The sequence below is a fragment of the Reichenbachiella sp. MSK19-1 genome, assembly GCF_003590315.1.
GTDB classification, from domain to species: domain Bacteria; phylum Bacteroidota; class Bacteroidia; order Cytophagales; family Cyclobacteriaceae; genus Reichenbachiella; species Reichenbachiella agariperforans.
The window spans coordinates 1,286,114-1,309,435 of the sequence record NZ_MIER01000002.1 but is presented as its reverse complement, the minus strand read 5'-3'; the positions used below and the strand labels follow the sequence as shown (position 1 = coordinate 1,309,435).

Annotated in this window: 18 protein-coding genes and 1 pseudogene; 10 read left to right on the top strand and 9 right to left on the bottom strand. The window is 43.8% G+C overall.

The window, feature by feature from the left end; translation table 11 throughout:
* Window position 1 precedes the first annotated feature (1 nt).
* From BGP76_RS05365 to BGP76_RS20595, 3 genes are all read right to left on the bottom strand, one after another.
* A complete protein-coding gene (locus BGP76_RS05365; protein ID WP_119844330.1) occupies window positions 2-541 on the bottom strand; it encodes an NUDIX hydrolase in 540 nt (179 codons plus the stop codon).
* A gap of 54 nt (window positions 542-595) precedes the next feature.
* Window positions 596-1,177, bottom strand: coding sequence for a YqhA family protein (locus BGP76_RS05360; RefSeq protein WP_119843885.1), 582 nt, complete (start codon window positions 1,175-1,177; stop codon window positions 596-598).
* Window positions 1,178-1,299: 122 nt separating this feature from the next.
* Window positions 1,300-1,686, bottom strand: a complete 387-nt coding sequence (locus BGP76_RS20595; protein WP_073118609.1) for an RDD family protein — start codon at window positions 1,684-1,686, stop codon at window positions 1,300-1,302.
* 111 nt (window positions 1,687-1,797) lie between these two features.
* Here BGP76_RS20595 and BGP76_RS05350 point away from each other — a divergent pair, with 111 nt between their 5' ends.
* Window positions 1,798-2,403 (top strand): SRPBCC family protein, encoded by a 606-nt coding sequence (locus BGP76_RS05350; protein ID WP_119843883.1) that lies wholly within the window; start codon window positions 1,798-1,800, stop codon window positions 2,401-2,403.
* A gap of 204 nt (window positions 2,404-2,607) precedes the next feature.
* On the opposite strand, the gene BGP76_RS05345 is transcribed toward BGP76_RS05350, so the two are convergent.
* The gene (locus BGP76_RS05345; RefSeq protein WP_073118612.1) at window positions 2,608-2,925 is read right to left on the bottom strand and encodes a thioredoxin family protein; all 318 of its coding nucleotides are present in this window, start codon (window positions 2,923-2,925) and stop codon (window positions 2,608-2,610) included.
* Between the two features lie 115 nt (window positions 2,926-3,040).
* Between BGP76_RS05345 and BGP76_RS05340 the strand changes: the two genes are divergently transcribed.
* From BGP76_RS05340 to BGP76_RS05330, 3 genes are read left to right on the top strand one after another with little or no spacing between them, the layout of a single operon-like run.
* The gene (locus BGP76_RS05340; RefSeq protein ID WP_119843882.1) at window positions 3,041-3,655 is read left to right on the top strand and encodes a hypothetical protein; all 615 of its coding nucleotides are present in this window, start codon (window positions 3,041-3,043) and stop codon (window positions 3,653-3,655) included.
* 11 nt (window positions 3,656-3,666) lie between these two features.
* Window positions 3,667-4,824, top strand: coding sequence for a DUF3667 domain-containing protein (locus BGP76_RS05335; protein WP_119843881.1), 1,158 nt, complete (start codon window positions 3,667-3,669; stop codon window positions 4,822-4,824).
* Window positions 4,825-4,835: 11 nt separating this feature from the next.
* Entirely contained in the window at window positions 4,836-5,348 is a 513-nt protein-coding gene (locus BGP76_RS05330; protein ID WP_119843880.1) for a hypothetical protein, read from the top strand.
* 19 nt (window positions 5,349-5,367) lie between these two features.
* Here the strand turns inward: BGP76_RS05330 and BGP76_RS05325 are convergent, their stop codons facing one another.
* The 3 genes from BGP76_RS05325 to BGP76_RS05315 all read right to left on the bottom strand — a co-directional run bounded on the left by BGP76_RS05325 (window position 5,368) and on the right by BGP76_RS05315 (window position 8,730).
* The gene (locus BGP76_RS05325; protein ID WP_119844329.1) at window positions 5,368-6,714 is read right to left on the bottom strand and encodes a sensor histidine kinase KdpD; all 1,347 of its coding nucleotides are present in this window, start codon (window positions 6,712-6,714) and stop codon (window positions 5,368-5,370) included.
* 90 nt (window positions 6,715-6,804) lie between these two features.
* Complete coding sequence (locus BGP76_RS05320) at window positions 6,805-7,494, bottom strand: hypothetical protein (protein ID WP_147407378.1); 690 nt, start codon at window positions 7,492-7,494, stop codon at window positions 6,805-6,807.
* A gap of 42 nt (window positions 7,495-7,536) precedes the next feature.
* Complete coding sequence (locus BGP76_RS05315; RefSeq protein ID WP_158584071.1) at window positions 7,537-8,730, bottom strand: oxygenase MpaB family protein; 1,194 nt, start codon at window positions 8,728-8,730, stop codon at window positions 7,537-7,539.
* Window positions 8,731-9,009: 279 nt separating this feature from the next.
* Here BGP76_RS05315 and BGP76_RS05310 point away from each other — a divergent pair, with 279 nt between their 5' ends.
* The 6 genes and pseudogenes from BGP76_RS05310 (at window position 9,010) to BGP76_RS05285 (ending at window position 20,616) form a co-directional block, all read left to right on the top strand.
* Window positions 9,010-10,785 (top strand): TrkH family potassium uptake protein, encoded by a 1,776-nt coding sequence (locus BGP76_RS05310; protein ID WP_119843877.1) that lies wholly within the window; start codon window positions 9,010-9,012, stop codon window positions 10,783-10,785.
* Between the two features lie 12 nt (window positions 10,786-10,797).
* Window positions 10,798-11,487 carry a TrkA family potassium uptake protein gene (locus BGP76_RS05305; protein WP_119843876.1) on the top strand — a complete coding sequence of 230 codons (690 nt, stop codon included), beginning with the start codon at window positions 10,798-10,800 and terminating at the stop codon, window positions 11,485-11,487.
* A 71-nt stretch (window positions 11,488-11,558) separates the two neighbouring features.
* Complete coding sequence (locus BGP76_RS05300; RefSeq protein WP_119843875.1) at window positions 11,559-11,951, top strand: hypothetical protein; 393 nt, start codon at window positions 11,559-11,561, stop codon at window positions 11,949-11,951.
* A gap of 300 nt (window positions 11,952-12,251) precedes the next feature.
* A pseudogene (locus BGP76_RS05295) lies at window positions 12,252-16,677 on the top strand (CusA/CzcA family heavy metal efflux RND transporter).
* Between the two features lie 10 nt (window positions 16,678-16,687).
* Entirely contained in the window at window positions 16,688-17,896 is a 1,209-nt protein-coding gene (locus BGP76_RS05290) for an efflux RND transporter periplasmic adaptor subunit (protein ID WP_119843874.1), read from the top strand.
* Between the two features lie 419 nt (window positions 17,897-18,315).
* Complete coding sequence (locus BGP76_RS05285) at window positions 18,316-20,616, top strand: patatin-like phospholipase family protein (protein WP_119843873.1); 2,301 nt, start codon at window positions 18,316-18,318, stop codon at window positions 20,614-20,616.
* Here BGP76_RS05285 and BGP76_RS05280 read toward each other — a convergent pair.
* The gene (locus BGP76_RS05280) at window positions 20,610-22,364 is read right to left on the bottom strand and encodes a TIR domain-containing protein (protein WP_119843872.1); all 1,755 of its coding nucleotides are present in this window, start codon (window positions 22,362-22,364) and stop codon (window positions 20,610-20,612) included. The two genes, BGP76_RS05285 and BGP76_RS05280, sit on opposite strands and share 7 nt — an antisense overlap.
* Before the next feature lie 84 nt (window positions 22,365-22,448).
* Window positions 22,449-22,982 (bottom strand): hypothetical protein, encoded by a 534-nt coding sequence (locus BGP76_RS05275; RefSeq protein ID WP_119843871.1) that lies wholly within the window; start codon window positions 22,980-22,982, stop codon window positions 22,449-22,451.
* Between the last annotated feature and the right edge of the window lie 340 nt (window positions 22,983-23,322).

Here is a 23,322-nt window from a genome sequence, read left to right as displayed (position 1 = left end):
ATCATGAGTTTAATATCATGTGGACTTTCAGTAACCCTGCCATACTGAGGCTGTCCGTAATCTCACCTGACATCACCATACCGACTGCCTCAGCCAATGACACCTTCTTAATCGCTAAGTCTTCCGTATCATCAAAAGCTGTTTCGCCTAACTCCAACCCTCTGGCAAGAAATATAAACCCCTCCTCGTCTGTCACAGAATTGGAGGTATGAATTCGAGATATGCTCTGCCAATCACTAGCTGTCAAACCTGTTTCTTCCTTAAGCTCACGCTTGGCACTATCTAAAATACCCTCATCCAAATGCCCTCCCCCCATTGGGATCTCCCAAGAGTATTCACCCAATGTATATCTATACTGTCCTACCAGCCATGTATTCCCCTCATCATCAATTGGCACGATGGCTATGGCACGATTTTTAAAATGTACTTTACCATAAATTCCTTCTCCACCATTGGGGTTCAAAACTTGATGCTCTTCTACAGTGATCCAAGGATTGTTATAGACCTCCTTTTCACTTAATGTTGTCCAGGGATTTTTCATAGTCATAAAAAAAGGCGCCTTTTAAGCGCCTTTTGAATTAAAATATTTTTACTATCAGTGTTGTTCCGTATCTCCGTGAGCATCTCCAGCCGCTGGGTGTGCATAAGAGTGGATGGTCTTTTCTGTCACAGAAAGCAATAAGGCTGAAGCGATAAAAACCATGTGAATCACAATCTCCACATATATACCTTCATTACCTTCTACTGCTGCAATATCCCTATAATCCACAAACTTCTTCAAAAGCTGAACTCCAGAAATAGAAGCCAACGAAGTAGCTAATTTAATCTTCAACATACCTGCATCGAGACCTTCCAGCCAGAGCGGTTTATCCTCATGCATTTCCACATCGATCTTACTTGTAAAGATCGAGTATCCACCAATTGAAACCATGATAACCAAATTCATCACCATTGAGATATCTACCAAACTTAATACGCTCAGCATTACTTTAGTCTCTGTTTCCCCTCCTAATACCTGATGATACAAGTGAGCGAGTTCTGTAAAAAAAGTAAAAAGGTAAAGTACTGCACCGATGATCAGACCACCATAAAGCGGGGCTTGCACCCATCTACTCCAAAATATAATCCCTTCAAATGTGTTTTCGAACCAACCAAAAGCTTTAATCTTTCGTGCCATAGTTTCTTATTGTTGATTATCTGTTTTCAATATAAGGCTAAAATAAAGACTAATTTCCCTTTTTCAACAAAAGACGGACTTAATTTATCTTAGATTTCAATTCCCCATCCCAGAACAAAATACTAGTCTCTACAAACCACTTTTGTCCCGACAATCAAATCATGTAATCCTTTTTTATCCTTTCGGAAATAGATCATAAAGAAACCCCCAAATAACAAAGCAAGTGACAGGAACTTCATCAATACCCTATAAATCGCTTGAAAAAGATTTAACCTTTCCTCAGAATCAGTCTCTACAATTAGTTTACTGTAGCGTTTGCCTAACGTCCCTTGCCATACACTGCTCTCCATGACCGCATGGTATAGACATATCACCCCAAAAGAACTCCAATAGAAAATAGTATTATTAGCGATCCACAAAGACATCGGCCATAGTAGCAACACTAACACGGTAAGATCAATATTATAGGCAAATAGTCTCTGAGAAAAATTAGCTGAAAGGTTTGGCATAGAATTAATTAGAGATTCAAAAACAAGGTTTAACCCCATACTAGAGAGACAAATTTACTTGAATAGAGTCTGCTTATTCTCTATCTTTCCTATAAACAAACTGAACAAAGCATGAAAATCGTAAAAATCCTCATTCAAACGGTAGTGATACTATTGCTACTTGTAGCTCTTGTCGGTTGGCTACTCCCTAGCGAAATGGCCATCTCTAGAAAAACCAACATAGATGCCCCTGCCTCACAAATATATGAAGTCGTCAACAATCTAAAAGTCTCTCAGGAATGGTCTCCATGGTACAAAATCGATCCAGACAGTACCGTTTATATTTTCGAAGGTCCTGAAAGTGGTATCGGAGCAAAAATGAGTTGGACCAGCAACAACCCAGAAATAGGTAATGGCTCACAAAAAATCATAGAAAGCAACAAACCTACGCTTGTTAAATATGAAATGACATTTGAAGGATTTGAAAAACCAAGCTATGCCTCATTTATCATAGTAGAATCAGGCGGACAAAGCCAGGTAGAATGGAACTACGAAGGAGATGTTGGAGTAAACCCTTTCTACCACTACATGACTCTAATGATGGATGGCATGCTCGGTCCATACTATGAGCAAGGACTACAAGATCTCAAAACTATGGTAGAAAACATGCCAGACATCAATGAAGAATCGGACATGGAGATGCAAACCGAAATGGATTCTATGACAGTCAATGAGTAGAACCAATAGATTTTTCTTAACACTAAATTTCTGCGCTAAAAGTCCAAAGGTTTGAACCTATTCGTCAAACCTATAAATGATCTTCGCAGCAATGTAAATCCAACAGGCTATGTCCTGTCTTTCATAGCAATATCACCTCTGCATCAGTCAGTTGAGCGATATCATATTGCCCAACTGACTGTTTACTTACTAAAAGCTGCATACTTATTTCAATTTTTCTATCAAAGCAACTACTGCATCCTCTTTGCTAGTCGCTACGGTCTCTTTGAACTCACCGTTCTCTACGATCGCGAAAGACGGTAGGTTGGCTACACTTCCTTTTGCTCTTGCGTCAGGATTGTTCTCTGCATTGATATTCAAGAATGTCACATCTTGGAACCTCTCGTCTTTGGCTAATCTTTTGTACTTTGGGTTGAAAAGCTTACAAGAGCCACACCAATCCGCATAGTACTTGATCACAACTTTAGGATTCGATGCGAGTTGTTGTGCTAATTCCTGATCTGTTACTTCTATTACTTCCATGTCTATTATTGTTTCGTATTTCAATTATTAATTTCATTGCAATTTTACGGCAATGTTCCAGCGAATGGTTTTGATTTGCATAAAATAATTTGATTGTCCAATTGACAGTATTGATATGAATTTGAAAAGCTTTGTTAAGGTAGGAAATATATCTAATCTCAGTGATGCACGCTACTGTGCGGGTTTTGGTGTGGACATGATCGGTTTCAATTTGGATCCTCAAAATGATAACCCTGTAGCATTAGAGACCGCACAAGAAATCATGGGCTGGGTCGCGGGTGTAGATTTAGTGATGGAATATGGCAACCTACCTTTGGCTCAGATTCGTGAAACACATCAAAATATAGGCACAGGCTACCTACAGGTCAACTCGGTAGAAGTCGCACAAGCGCTCGCCACGGACACCAAAGTCATCCTAAAAATTCATATCGACGATGCTAATGATCTAACAGCCTTTACTTCCGAAGCAGACGGTCTTCCTGAGGACATTGCCTACTTACTCATCGATTGTCAAGATGAGTCTTTATACTTGGATATCGATCAAGCCATATCAGAACTAGAGCTGACCATCCCTACCCTCAAAGCCTTTGACGTCACAGCAGACAATGTTTTGGCCAAACCGGCATTCTATCATGGCATAGCTCTCTCTGGAAGCCATGAAGAAAAGCCAGGTTTCAAAGACTATGATGAACTAGCGGATATTTTGGAGGTATTGGAAATCGAAGATTAACAATATAAACTGTGGCAGGCAAGAACAAGCACATCAAACACCTCATCGGCAGATCCAAATCTGCTTTTCAAGAGGTGCAAAAACTAAACGTGTCCTTGCCATCACTCAAGCGCAAAAGACACCCCGCCACTCAGTGTCTCAACTGCCAGTTGGCATTTGATATTGAGACCAACTACTGCCCTCGCTGTGGTCAGGAAAACAACCATAGCAAACTCTCGTTTTGGAGGATCATCACAGACTTCCTACACAATTATTTTTCGTTTGATTCTCGATTTGGCCATAGTCTACTTCCCTTTTTCTTCAACCCTGGCGCACTTACCAACTACTATACAGAAGGCAAACGAGCAGCCTACATCAATCCGATTCGGCTTTACCTGATCGTGAGTTTGTTGTTTTTCTTTGTGTTTAGCATGATGGGACGTGGATTCATCTCCAAGGCACAAAAACGACTAGACGAAACCAATCAAACCACGATAGACTCAGTATCGATGGATCTTAGTCAGATCATTAGTATCAAATGGGATTCGATAGAGCATGCCAGAAAAGATTCTATTGCACACATGATGGCGCAAGACACCACTCTGAACCCAAAAGATATCAGTGTACCAGACGACTTTCTCTCCGCCTCCAATGGACAAATCTACATTTCGCTACGAAAAGATCGCAACCTCTCTGCCTTACAAATCATGGACTCGCTAGATACCCATGGGTTATCAGCATTTGAGAGAAAACTTGTACTACAGGCTATCAAAACGGATCAGATGCCTAAGGACATGCTCATGAGTCAAATCTTGCAAAACCTCCCCATCATGATGATGGTCTTACTTCCCCTATTGGCCTTAATACTAAAGTTGTTTTACCTCAAAAAAGACATCTACTATTTTTCACATTTGATTCATTTGATTCACTTACATAGCTTTACCTATTTCGTCTTTGGCATTGGAGCTATTTTGGTACTAAACCATGACACTTTGCAGTTCTCCTATGCTAAAATATGGCCAATATGTTTCATTCTGGTGACAATCTATGCTACACTATCTTTTAGGAAAGTCTATGCAGAAGGATGGATACGTACACTGATCAAGTATCTATCAATTGGACTCATATACTTATTCATTCTGGTGTTCGCGAGTCTAACGGAGCTACTCTTGACCGTATTCAATATCTAAATGATATGTCCATGGATATAGATCAGTTATTTCAAGCTCGCTTTAATAAATCTACAGGTAAGGAGATCGCACAGTACATCTTGGCTCATCCAGATCAAATGTCTACGTTGACTAAGCATTTTCTGGGCAAGAATGCTAGAGCATGTCAAAATGCAGCCTGGGTACTATCTACTCTCAACGATATGGATTCTAACCTGACACTTCCCTATCTGGGTACCTTTATCGATCACCTAGATACGTCTCCTATAGATGCAGTCAAACGAAACACACTCCGGGTTTTACAGTTTCAAGACATCCCAGAGGAGTATCAAGGAAAACTTGTCGATCACTGTTTTCACTACCTCACGGATCAAAAACAAGCCATCGCCGTACATGCTTTTGCAATGACGGTCTTGGCTAATCTGTGTGTGATATATCCTGATCTCAAAAACGAATTGCGTTTGGTTGTTGAGGATTTGATGCGGTTCGGCTCGGCAGCCATTCAGTCGAGAGGAAAAAAAGTCCTAAAACTGATCAGTCAGTAAAAAACATGTAGCCTAAAATCTAATCTATCACCTTTGATGGTGACAACTGAAAAGCAACTCTAAAGTTAGCCCCGCCTGTCTTGGCATCTTCATACCACACACGTCCGCCCATCATCTCTACGTAGCGTTTCACCAGTGACAGACCTAGACCAGCCGAACTCTCTCCAGCCGTAGGTCTTGACCTTAGCTTGGTGAATTTTTTAAAAAGCATATTCACATCCTCTTCAACAATCCCTGGCCCTTCATCGATCACACTGATTACCAACATATTGTCTTCGTTGGTAGATACCACTTGTATTTTCTTGTTCTCAGGAGAGAACTTAATCGCATTAGAAATCAAATTCTCCAATATTAGCGTCAAATAAATTTCATCCAAATCACATAAAGCGTTCTCCGTATGGTCTTCAAATAACAACACGATGTTCTTGGCCTTAGCCCCTTCCTTGATTGGTTGAATAATATTACGGATAATCGATACTGTATTGACAGGTACCAATTGAATATTCAAATCACTTTGACCCGCTGCGTCCATCTCTAAGACACGGTTTACAAGGTTTTGTGCGTTGACAGATGACCGCTCTATAAGCTGTACAAACAGCTTTTTCTGTTCAAGATCTATGTCTTGATTGATAAACTTGGCCAGACTCTGAATGTTTGACAATGGACTTTTTAGATCATGCGCTAGTACACGAATGATATTATCCTTCTCTCCGACCACTTTTTCCAATTCAATCGATTGTAGCAAAATAGTTTCCTTCTGTTCTTTAAGCTCCTTATTGTTTCGTTCTAGTACTCCCAGCGCCTTGGCTTGGATAGATTCAAACACAAATGCAATGAATAGTACGATCAATAATAAACCTGGAAGAACAGAGATATACCACACTACACGGAGTTCTGGATTGTATTCTACAGGCAGTTCCACTCCTATATAAGCCTTATAGCCAAACCAAAGCATGGCTAGAAACGATATTGCACCCCATATAATCCCTGAGGACTTGTTGACTACTAAAAGAGCCAATACAGGTATGGATATGATCCATGGATATATCGCTGACCAAACACCACCAGAATAGTAGGTTAGAATCACAATAGCTACTGCACCAATAAGTACATAAACATTACCTAATAATACGATAGACACCTTGGTTTTAGCGTACAACGGCAGTAACAAAAAACCAATGACATTGAACAACATCAAGTAGACACCACGCTCATAACCAAAGATGACACTCATCCAGATATACGAAGACGAAAAAAAACTCGTCAACAAACAGGCGCGCACAAACAGGCGAGCTCTTCGCAAAACGTTAGGATTCTCAAAATGTACAGGGTGGATGAAGAAATCAATTGCTGATTCGATCTTCATTACTTTATTTAGTTTTCTCGTCCCGAATATATCCATAATTATTAACCTAAAAGTCACTTTTGAAATACAATCCAAGGACAAACTAGCTAACTACCTCGCTATCATGTAAGAAACAATAGCACTCACGTATATCCAAACACCCAATCCTATCCCCAGATATACCGTCCTTCTCAATATGTGCTGCTCTGCATACCAGACGATCAAGGGAAGTGAAAGTGAAATCAGTGCCTCGCAAACAATCACATAGATCGGAGCATTAAGAATCATGGCCGTATTGTTATTATACCACCACCATCCTGCGCCGCTAGCGAGGTGCTCATATAGCGGAATGTACATTCCTCCAGCGATACAGAGTACAATAGACGCTATCCATATATTATATTTCTGTGTGAGTAACACACCAATAAAACTCAGTTGTACCAATACATTAGCCCAAGCAAAAGGCATGTAGGCCGGCGAACTCCATATCATCCACTCTCCCTTAGGATACACCAAACTGTGAATCGTATGTACCAAATAATCATCCGTCACCAGTTCCAATACCCCAGCGATGGTTCCTAGTATAATCAACCGCTTGATGAGGTAGTTTTTGGTGAGCAAGGCATAGCCCCAGTAGAACATGTATAGACCATAGGTGATAATACTAGCCGTCACAGGCCCCAAATCCACCCACGAACTCCCATAAGACCATACAAGTAAAATGATCGAGGATGAAATAATCAAAAAAGTAGTCTTAGCATCTAAGCCCGGATAGTTGTTTGCTTTCATGTTAATACTCATTCTTAGTCAGTTAAATTAATTAGTGTTTTGGTTAGGTCTATTTTAGTCTTCAAGTTTCCAGTTTTTCTTAAGACTCGGAGGGATGAAAAAATGAACCTTCTTCCCCTTGTTATAATACTTGATAATCCCCTCCAATAGTAACCTATTAAAAGGAGCAGATATACGTTGGACGACCTCTATGTTAGCGACATTGCTCAAATGCCCTACAATGAACTGCGTCAGTCTGAGTACCAGTTTGTCACGGAGATCAATTTCATTTTTTACTCCGATACACTCTCCTAGATCAATCCCCGATGCTTTGGAGAAATCTGCCAGAAAATATTCGGTCAGATACGCAGGTACATCATCGAAGAGTTTCATCGGGATCATTTCGTGCATGAACAAGGTGCAGGCATTGTTAAGAGCCTTGCCCGCTTCGGACTCACAGGCCTGATGTTCAAGTATCTTAGTCGCCAACCCAAATCCCTGTTCGTAGGTATCGGGCAGTAACTGCTCGTCTATACCCATCAGGTATCCTACGACCTTCCAAGTATGCATATAGGCATTACACTGGACGGGTGTTAGGTCTGCATTGAGGTGTTTGAGTCCAGACAATATCACAGGTCCAAAGGACATGAGCGTTCCTGCTAGATCTTCTTGATTGATAGGCTCGCCCAAAGTTTCTGTATCCCAACCGCGTCTCTTAATGAAATAGCGAATCGCTGCATGAATCAGTCTTACCTTTTGTATGGTCACTAGTCCTTTGCCATCAGGCAACAGCCCTCCAGGCGAAAGCACATTGACCACCATCTGAGCCGTCTCCATCAGCCGTCTGGCTAGCGGATCTACATCTCCGTTGTGCGTGAGCAGTCTCCCCGTATCGAAGAGTACTTGCGCACCATTGGCACAGGTATAGCACATCGGCAGAGAGCTCACATTGAGCAACATGAACACCTCCGGGCCGTAAGTAGCGAATAGCTCCTCTCCGATCAGGACCTGTTGCATATCTGCCCATTCGGGCAAAACACTACTCTTTTCAAAATAACGAGTCAAAGTATCTGCCAGATCCCCATCCAAATCACAAAAGGTATGCGCATCAAAACTGTCATTCTGCACAAGCAACGCAAATATCTGATTGATCTGAGCTTCATACCCAGAATCTATAATCTCTCGTACCGTATTGTCTGCTAGAGGATCCGTATGAGACCTAAATCCCTCTAAGCTATCCGTGTCCAAACACGACAAGTCAAATGCCATATCATTCATATTAGTCTAACTCCCAACCCGTGAATATAATCTCGAATGGTTTTGAGATACAAGTTTATCCCCCTCTGTTTCTTAGTTATTTTAGTTTTCCTCCAATACTTATACTAAATCCTTGATCAGGTATAAACACAGCTTCACTCCCAATAGAGACTTCAAACGAAACCGGGGCAAACTCTTTTCATTCAGAAAATACACTAGCATTTTTTGCGTATCCCTTTTAGTACTGGGGTTTTTGTTGGATATTTATTCCAGACATTTTAACTCCCCCTATTGAAGTTCAACAATCAAAATTTTGGTTCACCACGGGCAACTCGTTCTCGCTTAGTGAAGCGAGTTCCATTCATCCTATCCCTGATTGCCACAGTCCTTTTGATATTTGATTTTGGGTTTGACCAATCCTCCGAGATCGCTGCGGATTTATTGTGGTTCTATACCTTTACACTAATAATAACAGTAGCATCTATGGTCTATCGCTATATCTCAGCTACTGATCGACCTCCAGCCAAAGTATGGCCTTATGACGGAGTTCTCATAGCCTTCTTGCTTACCATCTTAGCCAACTTTCTTTTGGGTTTACACATGATAGGTCTCAATACCGTAGAATGGTTTGTACTCTCTATTTTGGTGTCCCTAGTTCGAGAGTTTTCCGCCCTGAGAATTGATTTCAAGGTACAACACTTCAACCCAGCGCAGTTATTTATCATCAGTTTCGTGGTAATTGTACTGCTGGGAGTGGTTATGCTCTTGTTGCCCAACGCTACCCATAATGGCATATCCGTTATCGATGCACTGTTCACTGCGACCAGTGCAGTCTGTGTGACAGGCCTGATTGTTGTAGATACGGGAAGCTATTTCACGCATTTTGGACAGTTCGTCATCATCGGTCTGATACAGATCGGCGGGCTGGGTATCATGACATTCACGAGTTACTTCAGTTACTTCTTTAGGGGCAGCTCTAGTTACGAAACCCAACTCCTGCTTCGAGACATGACCAATTCGGAGAAAATCGCTGAGGTATTTAACACCTTGAAAAAAATTATTCTCATCACCGTCCTTATCGAACTACTTGGAGCAGTGTTTATATTCATCAGTTTGGATAGTACAGTGATCCCTTCACTATCACAGCAGATTTTCTTCTCGGTTTTTCACTCTATATCAGCCTTCTGCAATGCGGGGTTCTCTACACTAGCCAGTAGCCTCTACGACATAGACTATCGATACAACTACCCCATGCATCTGTCTATTGCCATGTTGTTCATTCTAGGTGGAATTGGTTTTCCTATTATATTCAACCTGTATAAATACCTCAAGCATCTAGTCATCCATCGCCTAATGCATCTAGGAGATAAAGAAAAAATGATCTTTAATCCATGGATGATCAATCTCAATACACGAATAGTTGTCATCACGACCTTATTGCTAATCGTGACGGGTACGATTGTTTTCTATGGATTTGAATACAACAACACGCTGAAGGAACACCAAGGGCTGGGAAAATTAGTCACTGCTTTCTTTGGCGCAGTGACACCACGAACGGCAGGTTTCAACTCCGTAGACATGACGGCCATGCACTTCTCTACGATCTTATTTACCTTCATGCTGATGTGGATAGGTGCATCACCTGGCTCTACGGGTGGCGGCATCAAAACCAGTACCATCGCCATCGCTACACTCAACTACCTTAGTATAGCCAAAGGAAAAAACAGAATTGAACTATTCAACCGAGAGATCGCGGAGATTTCGGTACGTAGAGCATTTGCCCTGATCTCTCTCTCACTAGTCGTAATAGGTACAGCCATCGTACTGATGGCTGCTTTTGATCCCGACCAGCATTTGCTAGGGCTCGGGTTTGAGTGTTTCTCAGCCTATAGTACAGTCGGCCTTAGTCTTGGGATCACGGCGAGTTTGTCTACGGCAAGTAAATTTGTGCTGATCGCGACGATGTTCATCGGCAGAGTCAGTATGCTGACGCTACTCATCGCTATCATGAGAAAAATCAAACATTTGAACTACCGCTATCCTACAGAGGAAATTCTGATCAACTAATCAACACCAATTATGAAATATGTAATTATCGGTTTAGGCGTATTTGGGGCATCCCTAGCCAAAAAACTCACCGAATCAGGCAATGAAGTCATCGGTGTGGACAATGTCATGAGCAAGGTCGATGCACTGCGCGAAGCGATCACCCACACCATCTGCCTGGATAGTACTGACCCACAAGCCGTCACCAATCTACCGCTCGCAGACACTGATGTCGTCATCGTATGCATCGGAGAAAACGAAGGGGCCAACATCATGACGACTGCACTGATGAAGAAAATGAAAGCCAAACGCCTCATTAGCCGTGCGGTCTCTCTGCTACACGAGACAGTACTAGAAGCCATGGGGGTGGATGAGATTGTACACCCTGAAGAAGAAACAGCCAACCGGTGGTCCAAAAAACTGAACATTACGGGAGTTGTAGATTCGTTTCAGCTCACAGGGGATCACAACATCATTGAGGCAACTGTACCTACTCAGTATGTTAGCAAAAGCCTTCAAGAACTCAACCTACAAGAAAAGTACAATGTGGTCGTACTGACCACTATGCGTGTGACAGAAGAGAAAAATGACTTAGGAAGTATTAAAAAAACTGGAGAGATCAACAAGGTCGCTAACGCCAATACCATCCTAAACAAACATGACATACTCGTACTATATGGCAATATGTCCGACATCCGAAAACTACTAGAGGATGGAGAGTAACCTATCAATTGACAATGAATCTTGGCATAGCAAAAGGTCCATCCAGAATTTTAACTAGCTTTGTGCTACTTATGAGAAACCCGATTGGTATACTACTCACCTTCATATTCATTACACAGGCACTCGTGCCCAATATGGATATATGCTGTGAGTTGGAAAAATTACCAGCACTCATCAGTCACTATCAAGAACACAAAGCCTATGACGGAGATTCCTTTGTAGCATTTCTGATCGAAGACTACCTCAGCGACGAGGAAGAAGGACATCACGATGAAGCACAGGACAATGACCTTCCCTTTCATGGGCAGCACCAATGTCAACACGCTCCACTGTTCTGCACCATCGAGCAGCAGTTTAGCATGAGCGAGCTGAGTGCTTTTGAACGCACACAATACACTTCCTACGATCAAAATATCGCTTCTGAATACAGCGAAGCACCCTTTCAACCGCCTAAGCTCGGCTAAGCAAGCGCTGTGTGATTTGATTTTGACATAAAGTCAGCGTGCAGCTCATGGGACAAGACTATGGCTTTTTCCATGGTGCTATCACGTACCTGTTAGTCTCCTTCTACTTTATCCACAGCATCACACCTTGAGCTGAATAGAGAAACTCTATCACCTCAATCATCAATAGTTATATTTGACCTTTTGGCCATACATATATGCATATTGTATTCCACCGGTCACTGGACTATTACTCCATAACATATTTCTTAAAAAAATCCGGGTGGATTCACATTCATCTCGGAATAAACATGAATCAATATGCTTGATAAAATCATTCGATTTTCGATCGACAACAAGCTGATCATAGGGCTACTGACGCTAGGCCTGGTCATCTGGGGGGGCTACTCGCTCAGCCAGTTACCGATAGACGCAGTCCCCGACATCACCAATAACCAAGTACAGGTCATCACCGCGTCCCCTTCCCTCGCCGCAGAGGAAGTGGAGCGTTTGATCACCTTTCCGATTGAAATTACCATGGCGACTATTCCCGAGATCGAGGAGATACGCTCTTTCTCACGTTTTGGACTGTCTGTAGTGACCATCGTGTTCAAAGAAGACATAGACGTCTACTGGGCAAGACAACAGGTCAGCGAACGCATGTCCGAAGTGGAGTCGCAAATCCCGCCAGGGGTCGGCAGGCCGCACCTCGGCCCTATCACCACGGGACTAGGCGAAATCTACCAATATGTCGTAGGTACAGCACCAGGCTATGAAAACCAATATGATGCACGCGAACTTCGCAGTATCCAAGACTGGATTATACGCCGGCAGTTGTTGGGCACCCCAGGTGTGGCAGATGTCAGCAGTTTCGGTGGCTACCTCAAACAATATGAAATCGCCATAGACCCGGACCGCCTTCATGCCATGAAGGTATCAGTGGCAGAAATATTCGAGGCACTATCTGCCAACAACGAAAATACAGGCGGGGCATATATCGAGAAGAACAATAAAGCACTTTTTATCCGAAGCGAAGGGCTCGTCGGTAACTTAGAAGACATCAACAACATCCTCATCAAGAACAATGCTGACGGCATCCCTGTACTGATCAGGGATGTCGGTACGGCACAGTTAGGCAGTGCCGTACGCTACGGCGCTACCACCCGAAACGGTAAAGGAGAAGTCGTCAGTGCCATCGTCATGATGCTCAAAGGCGAAAACTCAGCAGAGGTGATCAAGAACGTCAAAACAAAGATCAATCAAATCCGAAAATCACTACCCGAAGGCGTCACCATCGAACCTTTCTTGGATCGAACCAAACTAGTAGAAAATGCCATCGGTACCGTCACCAAAAACTTGACAGAGGGTGCCCTCATTGTCATTTTCGTATTACTACTTTTACTCGGAAACCTACGTGCGGGACTCATAGTCGCATCGGTCATACCGCTCGCTTTGCTATTCGCTTTTAGCATGATGCATGTCTTTGGCGTATCGGGAAACCTGATGAGTCTGGGTGCGATAGATTTTGGGCTGATCGTAGATGGAGCAGTCATCATCATAGAGGCAACACTGCATCATTTGGGTCTCCTCAAATGGTCTCGCCGCTTGACGCAAAAGGAAATGGACGAAGAGGTCTACCAGTCCGCCAGCAAAATCAGAAGTTCGGCCGCTTTCGGTGAGATCATCATTCTGATCGTATATCTACCTATACTCGCACTAGTCGGTACAGAAGGGAAAATGTTTGGTCCCATGGCACAGACAGTCAGTTTTGCCATCTTAGGTGCCTTCATCCTTTCGCTCACCTATGTACCGATGGCGTCTGCCCTCTTCCTCAACAAAGACACCCGTCACAAACGCAACATATCCGATAAGATCATTGAGAAGATTCAAAACCTCTACGATCCCATGATTCGATGGTGCATGACGCATCGAATCATTATCCTCAGTATGACACTGGTGCTATTTCTGGTTGCTTTATTTACTTTTTCCCGAATGGGAGGAGAATTCATCCCTACCCTAGAAGAAGGGGATTTTGCAGTCGAGACTCGGGTCGTCACGGGAAGTTCGCTACAGAACACCATAGATGCCACGACTCAGGCCGAGACGATCCTATTAGATCAGTTCCCCGAAGTAGAACAAGTGGTCGCTAAAATCGGCGCAGGAGAAATCCCTACAGACCCTATGCCTGTAGAAGCTGCCGATCTGATGATCATACTCAAGGACAAAAGTGAATGGGTCTCAGCGGACAACCGCGAAGAGCTCGCCAACCTCATGTCTGAAGCGCTAGAGGTGATCCCGGGTGTCAACTTTGGTTTTCAGCAACCCATACAGATGCGGTTCAATGAACTAATGACAGGTGTACGTCAAGATGTCGCGATCAAAATCTACGGCGAAAATCTCGATGACCTCTCTGACTATGCTAACCAGATCGGTCAGCTGGCTACAGAGGTAGAAGGTGCGGTAGATTTGTACATAGAAGAAGTCACAGGTGTTCCTCAAATCGTCATTGATTACAAACGAGATCAGCTGGCCAAATATGGCATGAGCATTCAGGAGGTCAACCGAACCGTGCAGGCGGCTTTTGCAGGTGCAGGGGCAGGTATGGTGTATGAGGGAGAGAAACGGTTCGAGCTGGTAGTACGACTAGACAAAACCAACCGTGAGGATTTGCAAGATGTCCAAAACCTCTACATCTCTCGCAACGATGGGCATCAAATCCCACTGCGGCAAGTCGCCAACGTATCGATCCAAGATGGCCCCTACCAAATACAGCGAGACAACACCCGACGGAGGATCATCGTCGCATTCAACGTCCGAAATCGTGACGTGGAAAGTATCGTGACAGAGATCAAACAAAAGATCGAAGAACAGGTCGTCCTTGCGCCAGGTTATACTGTCACCTATGGGGGACAGTTCGAGAACTTGGTAGAGGCACGCCAGCGACTTCTCGTAGCTGTACCTCTTGCACTACTGCTCATTTTTGTCCTGTTATACTTCACCTTCCGATCGGTCAAACAAGGCTTGTTGATTTTCACAGCCATTCCACTATCGGCTATTGGAGGGATATTCGCTCTCTATCTGCGCGATATGCCTTTCAGTATCTCTGCCGGCGTGGGTTTTATTGCACTATTCGGTGTGGCAGTACTCAATGGGATTGTTCTCATCGCTGAGTTTAATCAATTGAAAAACAGGGGAGTTATAGACCTCTTTGAGCGGGTGTATCGAGGGACAAAAGTCCGTCTAAGACCAGTCCTACTGACCGCAGCAGTGGCGTCACTCGGCTTCCTGCCGATGGCACTATCCCAGTCCTCAGGGGCTGAGGTGCAAAAGCCTCTCGCTACGGTAGTTATCGGTGGTCTCATCACTGCTACACTATTGACACTCGTGGTGCTGCCGATACTCTACTACTACTTCGAACGCAAAACTTTGAATTCTAAATCTGAGCATGATGCATAAAGAAAAAGATATAAAATGGATTCTTATCCCTAGCGCACATACTGTGCTGATTGTCATTACGTTATGGATGAGCCAAACCGTGACTTGGGCGCAGACAACGGAGGCGAATACCTACCACCAGTTGGACGAAGCGGTACAAACCGCCATAGCCAACAACCCTACGCTCAAAGCGGCTGATCTACAGATCGAACAACAGCGGGCTTTACAAAATAGCAGTTGGGATATACCCAAAACGGAGGTATCGTGGACCCATGGACAGTACAACAGCATCCAAAGCGATGACAATCAGTTCAACGTGAGTCAGCGGATAGAATTCCCGAGTGTATATGCGCACCAAAATAAGCTGGCCATGGCGCAGGTAGAGGGACGCGAACAGATGCGAATCGCTACGCAAAACGAGCTGATACAGCAGGTCAAGTCCAATTGGTATGCACTGTGGCTGGCGATGAGCAAAGCGGAACTACTGCATCAGCAGGACAGCATCTATCAGCGCTATGTACACGCTGCTACACTGCGATACGAAACGGGAGAAAGCAACCTGCTCGAACAAGCTACCGCCGAATCCCAAGTAGCGGAGATCCATGTCATGATAGACCAGAACCAATCGGACATTTCGATTTTGCAGACCCAACTCCGGACACTGCTCAATATACAGGATGCTACTATACGGCCGCTGGGCAAGTTAGAACGTCGCGCAAACAAGATCACACCCGAGTCCAGCGACATCACACAGAACCCTACCCTCGCCTGGTTCAAGCAGCAGATGCAAATCGCTGCCCGTGAGAAGTCCGTGCAGAAAGCACAACTGCTGCCTGATATCACACTGGGCTATTTCAATCAGTCACTGATAGGTACGGGGCGCACGTTGCAGGGTGGTCAGACCAACTATACAGCAAGTGATCGCTTCGATGGGTTCAGTGTAGGTTTGGCCATCCCTATATTCAGTTCCAAATCCCAAATCGCGCAGGTCAAAGCAGCCGAAATGAAGCAACAGACTACTGCTGCCCAGCTAGAGGCACAGACCCATGCGCTGCAAGGGCGGCTGGAAGCACTCCTACAGCAGTACCAAAAGTACCGCGCTAGTCTCGACTACTATGGCCAGAACGCACTACCGCAGTCTGATCTTATTTTGGCGCAAGCCCAAAAAGGATTCGAGAGTGGCAGCATAGGCTACATCGAGTACATACAGGGCCTCAATACCGCCCTCAATATCAAGTTTAATTATCTAGAAACGCTGAATCTATACAACCAGACCTTGATTCAAATCGAATGGATCTCAGGCGTACAATAACATACAGATCATGAAAAACACATTCATAAAAACAATATCCGCCATACTCTTCCTCCTATCAGCCCTACAATATGGCTGCACTGTACCGAATTCTCAGGAAGAAGAACATGGACATGATGAACACGAAGAAGCCATAGAGCTCACCACAGCGCAGTTCGAACGTGCCCATATCGTCACGGGAAAAATCGAAAAGCGCAACATCGGTTCGGAACTAAAAGTCAATGGAATCATCGATGTACCCCCACAGTCCAATATCTCGATCAATATGCCCTATGGCGGTTTCGTCAAATACACCGACATGCTACCGGGTACTGCCGTCAAGAAAGGACAGTTTTTGGTATCCATAGAGAACCCAGAGTTCATCCAGTTTCAGCAGGAATATCTGGAAAGCCTGGCCAATCGTGCGTACCTCGACGAAGAATACAAACGCCAAGAGCAGCTCTACAACGAGAAAGTGGCATCCGCCAAAAGCTATCAGCAAGCCAAAAGCCTATACCTCGCCAACGAGGCAAAGCTTAAAACCATGGAAGCTAGATTGAAAATGATAGGCATCAACCCTAAAAAAGTAGAAGGCGGTAAAATCTCTGAGGCCGTTAATCTCTATGCACCAGTCAGTGGATCTATACGAGAGGTCTACACCAATATAGGCAAATACATCGGTCCGCAGGACGTAATCATGGACATCACCAACTCTGACGATCTGCACGTCGAGCTCACCGTCTACGAAAATGACATTCCCAAAATCAAAACAGGACAGCGTATCCGTTTTGCACTCAGTAATGACCCCACCAATTGGCGCGAAGCAGAGGTCTTCCTCGTGGGGACGAGTGTCCGAGAAAATCGCTCCGTCACCGTACATGGGCACCTCCAATACCACGATACCGACACTGTGGATCAGGCAGGTCTCGTGCCTGGCATGTATATCTCCGCGCGTATCGAGACGGCTATGCATGAAGTGTGGGCTTTGCCTGAAGAAGCGATTGTACGCTTTGGTGGCCAACACTTCGTCTTTGCAGCACTCGGCGAAAAGCAAGAGAATGGGCAAACAGTCCACCAGTATGAGATGCTAGAGGTCGAAAAAGGCGAAACAGAAGATGGCTATAGCCATGTGACACTGATAGATGATACCCAAGAGATCAGTGCGCTAACGCTAGTTAAGCAGGGAGCCTTCACCTTACTGGCCAAATCGAAAAATACTGAGTCTGGACATCACCATTAACCTGAATTATGCAATTCAGTAGTTAAATGTTAAAAGAAGGATAGTTAATAGGTAAATAGTATCTGACGCTCAGTTCCAAAGAAAACCCAAGCCTACTAACTATTCTTCTTTTTTCCGATCTACCGAATCAGACTGGCTATTAACTCCGATGAAGCTATGCATCATTCGGGATGAAGAAAGCATTGTTCATGTTGTTAGGGAAGATTACAAAATACCCTGAGTTAGAACGAAAAGTAGATAAAGCCTTAAAAACTGTACAACTGAAGAGGCTATTAAAGTATGTATGTGACGTGAGTGTTATTTCTATTCCCACTTGATGAAAAAAATGTGGTATCGTGACCAAATATCAAACAGGTATTTCTAAATTAAATAAGGATTACCATCATCCAAATTAACCTAATAAACAGAGGGGAAATTCTATGAAACGGAGCATGCTTGACAATTTCATTTTTTCATTTCCCGTCCAACTATTTGCCCAATATTTCAAATCGCATCAAATTCTCCTCATTGCATGGGTACTGTTATTTCTATTTATCACAGGCTCCTCTGGCAATGTCATGGGCATTCCCTATGTTTTTTTAGACCCTGAATACCTCCATGAAGTCAGTTTTTGGAGTTTCTTCATCGTTGGTATTGGGTTTGGCATATTGACAGTTTCTTTTCACATTACAGGCTATATTCTTCATGCCAACAAGTACCGTTTTGTCGGTTTGCTCAAAAAACCCTTTAGCAATTTTTCAGTCAACAACAGTGTCATTCCACTCTGTATTTTGATACTGTACACGGTTGCGATCTGTATTTTTCAGTCAAAAGACGAACACAATACAGGGTTTACCATTTTCACCTTTTTGGCGGGATTCTATCTAGGGTTGATTCTCATCACTGCGCTACTCTATGGGTACTTTAGGCTGACCAATAAGAACATCTACGCCTACATCACTCGAAAGCTAAATGCAAGGCTGAAGCTAATCAAGCTGAGCCGTATCAATATACTCGACCGACTATCCAACCGAAAAAAGCGCAAAGTCACCTCCTTCATCGGGCTAAACCTCAGGATACACGATACCAAGGAGCTGTATCAATTCCCCAACAAAAAGATCATCACTCGGGTATTTGATCAAAACCACCTCAACTCAGTTATATTGGTAGTCATCCTGACGGGCCTTATTCTTCTGATGGGACGTGGTATAGATTATAGTATTTTTCAGTTGCCAGCTGCAGCTAGTCTGATGGTACTCTTCGGGATGATCACCATGGCAGTGGGGGCACTCGCCTACTGGACTAAGGAGTGGCTCGTAGCTGCATTTTTCGGGGTATATATCATATTTAATATTCTCTTTACTACAGGGATCATTCTAGACTATCATGAAGCGTTTGGGCTCAACTATGACACGGTGCCTGCGAACTACACCATCTCTAAGCTTTACCAACAATCTACCGACAGCATCATCGCGCACGACAAGCGTAAAATGATTCAGGTATTGAATCAATGGAAGCAGAAACAAAAAACAGACGACCCGGTAGCGGTGTTCGTATGCGTGAGCGGTGGCGGTTCGCGGTCTGCACTATGGGCACATGCAGTACTAGGGCAGATCGACCAGCGGATGAAAGAACCCCTCATGGATCAGACCGTACTGATCACGGGTGCATCAGGCGGTATGGTGGGTGCATCTTTCTACCGAGAGCTCTCCTATCAGCGTCAACTAGGTCTCATCTCAGATCCCAACAGCGACATCTATCTGGATCAGATCGCCCGTGACAACCTCAACCCTATGATTTTCAACTTGGTCGTCAATGACCTTTTTCTCCACAATCCTCGATTTGAGTATGCTAGACACACATATTCTAAGGACAGAGGTTTCGCTTTTGAGCAACAGCTCCATACCAATACGAATTTCGTGATGGATAAAAAACTTAGCGACTATGGCGCACTAGAAGCTCAAGCCAAAATCCCCATGATACTATTCGGTTCTACGGTCATGAACGATGGGCGAAAACTATACATCTCAGATTTCAACACCGCCTTTATGAACACCAGCCCGAGGCGCAAAACAGGCATCAACGAACCGATCATAGATGTGATAGATTTTCAGCGCTTCTTCCAGAATCAGGGTGCTAAAGACATCCGATATACGAGTGCACTGCGCATGAATGCATCGTTCCCTTACATCACCCCCAGCATCTCTCTCCCCTCCGATCCTACTATCAAAGTCATGGATGCGGGTGTCACGGACAACTTTGGCGTGACGGATGCAGTGCGTTTCATCTATGCCTTCAAAGATTGGTTGGCGGAGAACACTTCATCCGTGGTATTGATTACCATCAGGGATACCAAGCGTGTACAAGTCATCGAACCACAGCCTCATCAATCCATCTTTGATAAGGTCAGTAACCCCATCAGCAGTGTCTACAACAACTTGGCGAACTTTCAGGACGTCAACAATGCCTACAAACTAGAATACATGAAATCATGGTATCCTGACAGCATTCATCAATTCGTACTAGAGTATGATATGTACGAGGACTATAGAGAAGAAAATGATCACAAAGGCGTGTCTACAAAGGACTCGACCAAAGCCAAACGTCCCTCACTCAACTGGCACCTGACCGAAAAGGAAAAGAAATCCTTGATCCGAAACGTACAGTCTAAAAGCAAGCAATCTACGATTCATGATCTGGTAGATAGGCTGAGCCAAGGAGGTAATAACCATCATCAATAGCTAATCTCCCACAGACTGGCATTGTTGGCACTAGACCCTACAATAAAGTGGTCACTGTTGTTTACGAAACTCACATCGTTAATATTACCGAGTTCCTTGACGATATGTTCTTGCTGTCCTTCAAGAGACCATATCCTGACAGTCTGATCAGATGAACCTGTGATGATGTGTTTCCCATCCGGGGAAAATGAAACCGTATTCACTGCTGATTCGTGTCCCTTGTATTTTACATGTTTTTGATCAGACAGCCTCCATACACGCACTGTTTTGTCTCTGGAGCTTGTCGCAACGAATTTACCATTCGGTGAGAACGCCACATCCGTAACCCAGTTGATATGCGAATCCAAAGATAGTTTTTCATGCCCTGTCAAGTCCCAGAGCTTAGCAGACTGATCCGCTGATCCGGAGATGATACGATCTCCTTTGGGTGAAAAAGCCAGTGAGGTAATTACCCCCCTATGCCCCTCAAATACTTGCAGCAATTTCCCTTTGATATCAAATAATCGGATTTTATGATCGAATGACCCTGTAGCAATCATCGTACCGTCTGGGGAAAAGGCTGCGGTACTCACATGATCGGTATGCCCTTTGAATTCACTGAGTACTTTGCCATTCAGATCCCAAAGTTTGGCAGTCTTGTCCCACGATCCAGTGAGAAAATGGCGGTTGTTGGGAGCTATCGCCACGCAGGTAATCCAGTCGTCGTGCCCTTTGAACTCATGGATCACCTCTCCATTTATATCCCATAGCCAAGCACTTGTTTGCCAAGCACGAGTCATTATTTTTCGTCCATCAGGTGATACTGCCACACATTCGACCTCCTTAGGTGTACTGTATTTGTGTACTAGATGTGGTGTCTTTCGTCTAACCGTAGGTGCGACTTTGGGGTTCTCGATTGCGTCGATACGTTGTAGGACTTCAGACTGGTAAAGTCCATTAGGATACAGTTCGTAATACACTTTGTAACCCACCAAAGAGCCGTCTGTAGTCGCTTTCTTCCAAGCTTGCTCATCTTTGACACTATCTTGAATCTGCTGAGCCTGTTTGACATATTGCCCAGTTGGGTGCGCATTTAGATAGATCATGACCATAGCGGCATCACGTTGCACACGTACACTATCCCACATCAGCTGATCACTGAGACTATCGATAAAGTGTGCCGCTTCTATTTTGTGTAGTCCCTGTGGGTAGTCTTTTTTATATTGAAGAAAATACTCGTAGCTGTGCTTACGGTATGCCTGCTGCCAAGCCAAATGATCAGCCATGTTTTCGTCATTCATTCGTTTGACAAGAACCACGCCTGTGATCAGTAGAGCCAAACCAATGATACTCGCAGCAGCTATCAAATAAGGTTTCCACCGAATGGTTTTATGCGGTGGTCCTGCCAATTCCTCTAATTCACGAACGAGTATTTGAAATGCCTTATCATTGTCATCTGTCCAGTCACCTAAATGAAACAAATGCCTTGTAATCAAGGAATCAGGCGGTGTTGCAGCATCAAATGCCACGGCTAGCAGTTGCTTACGATCATAGGCTTCTTGCACCTCTCGATGAACAACGTCATCAGACACAGAGGCTTCCGACCAGATCACTATTTGCGCTTTGGCGTACTTTCGTGCTTCGTCTCGACTCTCACCATCCATGACTTGCTCATACCACACTGACCACCCCACAGAACGAATCGCCTGCCCTAGTCGGCGTGCCAGTAACTTATCTTCACGCGAATGGCTGATAAATATATCACTCATGATGTGCTGCTAGACTTTACTCCCAAAAGGGCATTAAATAACTCCGAAAATACCCCAAAGCTAATATTAGATATATACCACTCACTAATCGAGTGTAACCTCCTCTAGTGCTTTGAGGTGATGTATATGTTCGTCGATGATGTCGATCTGATAAGTGATTTGTTCCACGTACTTCACCAATTGTTTCTCCATTTTTTCAACTTCCTTTTTGTAAGTCTTTCCTTTGGCACTTCCGTAGTTCTTTTCTATCTCATTGAACTCTGCACACTCTTCATGGATGAAAGCCAAAAACTCCTTCGTTGTGTAGTCTTTTTCCAGTTTTTCGATATCTGACAATGTCGCTTTCGCTTCATCATCTTGGTTAGCATCATATTTGTCACGAACGGTCTTGTGTAATACCGAATCGTAGTGATGTATGGTTTTGACTAGTTTGATGGTGTTGCGACGGTGCTGACCATTGTGACAGTATTCACGCATGCCTTCATAAGTTTCTAAAACAATGGCTTCCTTGTCCCAAATGATGGTGAGGCTATCGACTGTAGCAACGATATTGTTTTGTGCCTGTACTAGGCCCGTCCAAAGTGTAATAGCAAGTAGAGTTAGTATGGTTTTCTTCATATTAGTTATAGTAGTAAGTTAAAATCTACGCAATGGTCTCTTCAACAAAACTCATTGATTTAATGCATGTTAGCTTCTTATCAGGTTTGTTTGTTTCTATTTTAGGATAAACTTAAATTGATTCAGAGTAAGAAACAAAGGCACTATTCAATATTACTAAAATCAAGAAAGGGACATCCCATACATTTTGCATCCGGCAATCTCTCTAAGACAAGTATTTTGTACCTAGTAATAGCACAGTAATACGCTTAACAACCTGAAATTGAACATATAGTAGATTTCAACACTCAAGAGACATAAAAAAAGCTTGAGTGTTACTCAAGCTTTTCAATTTCATCAA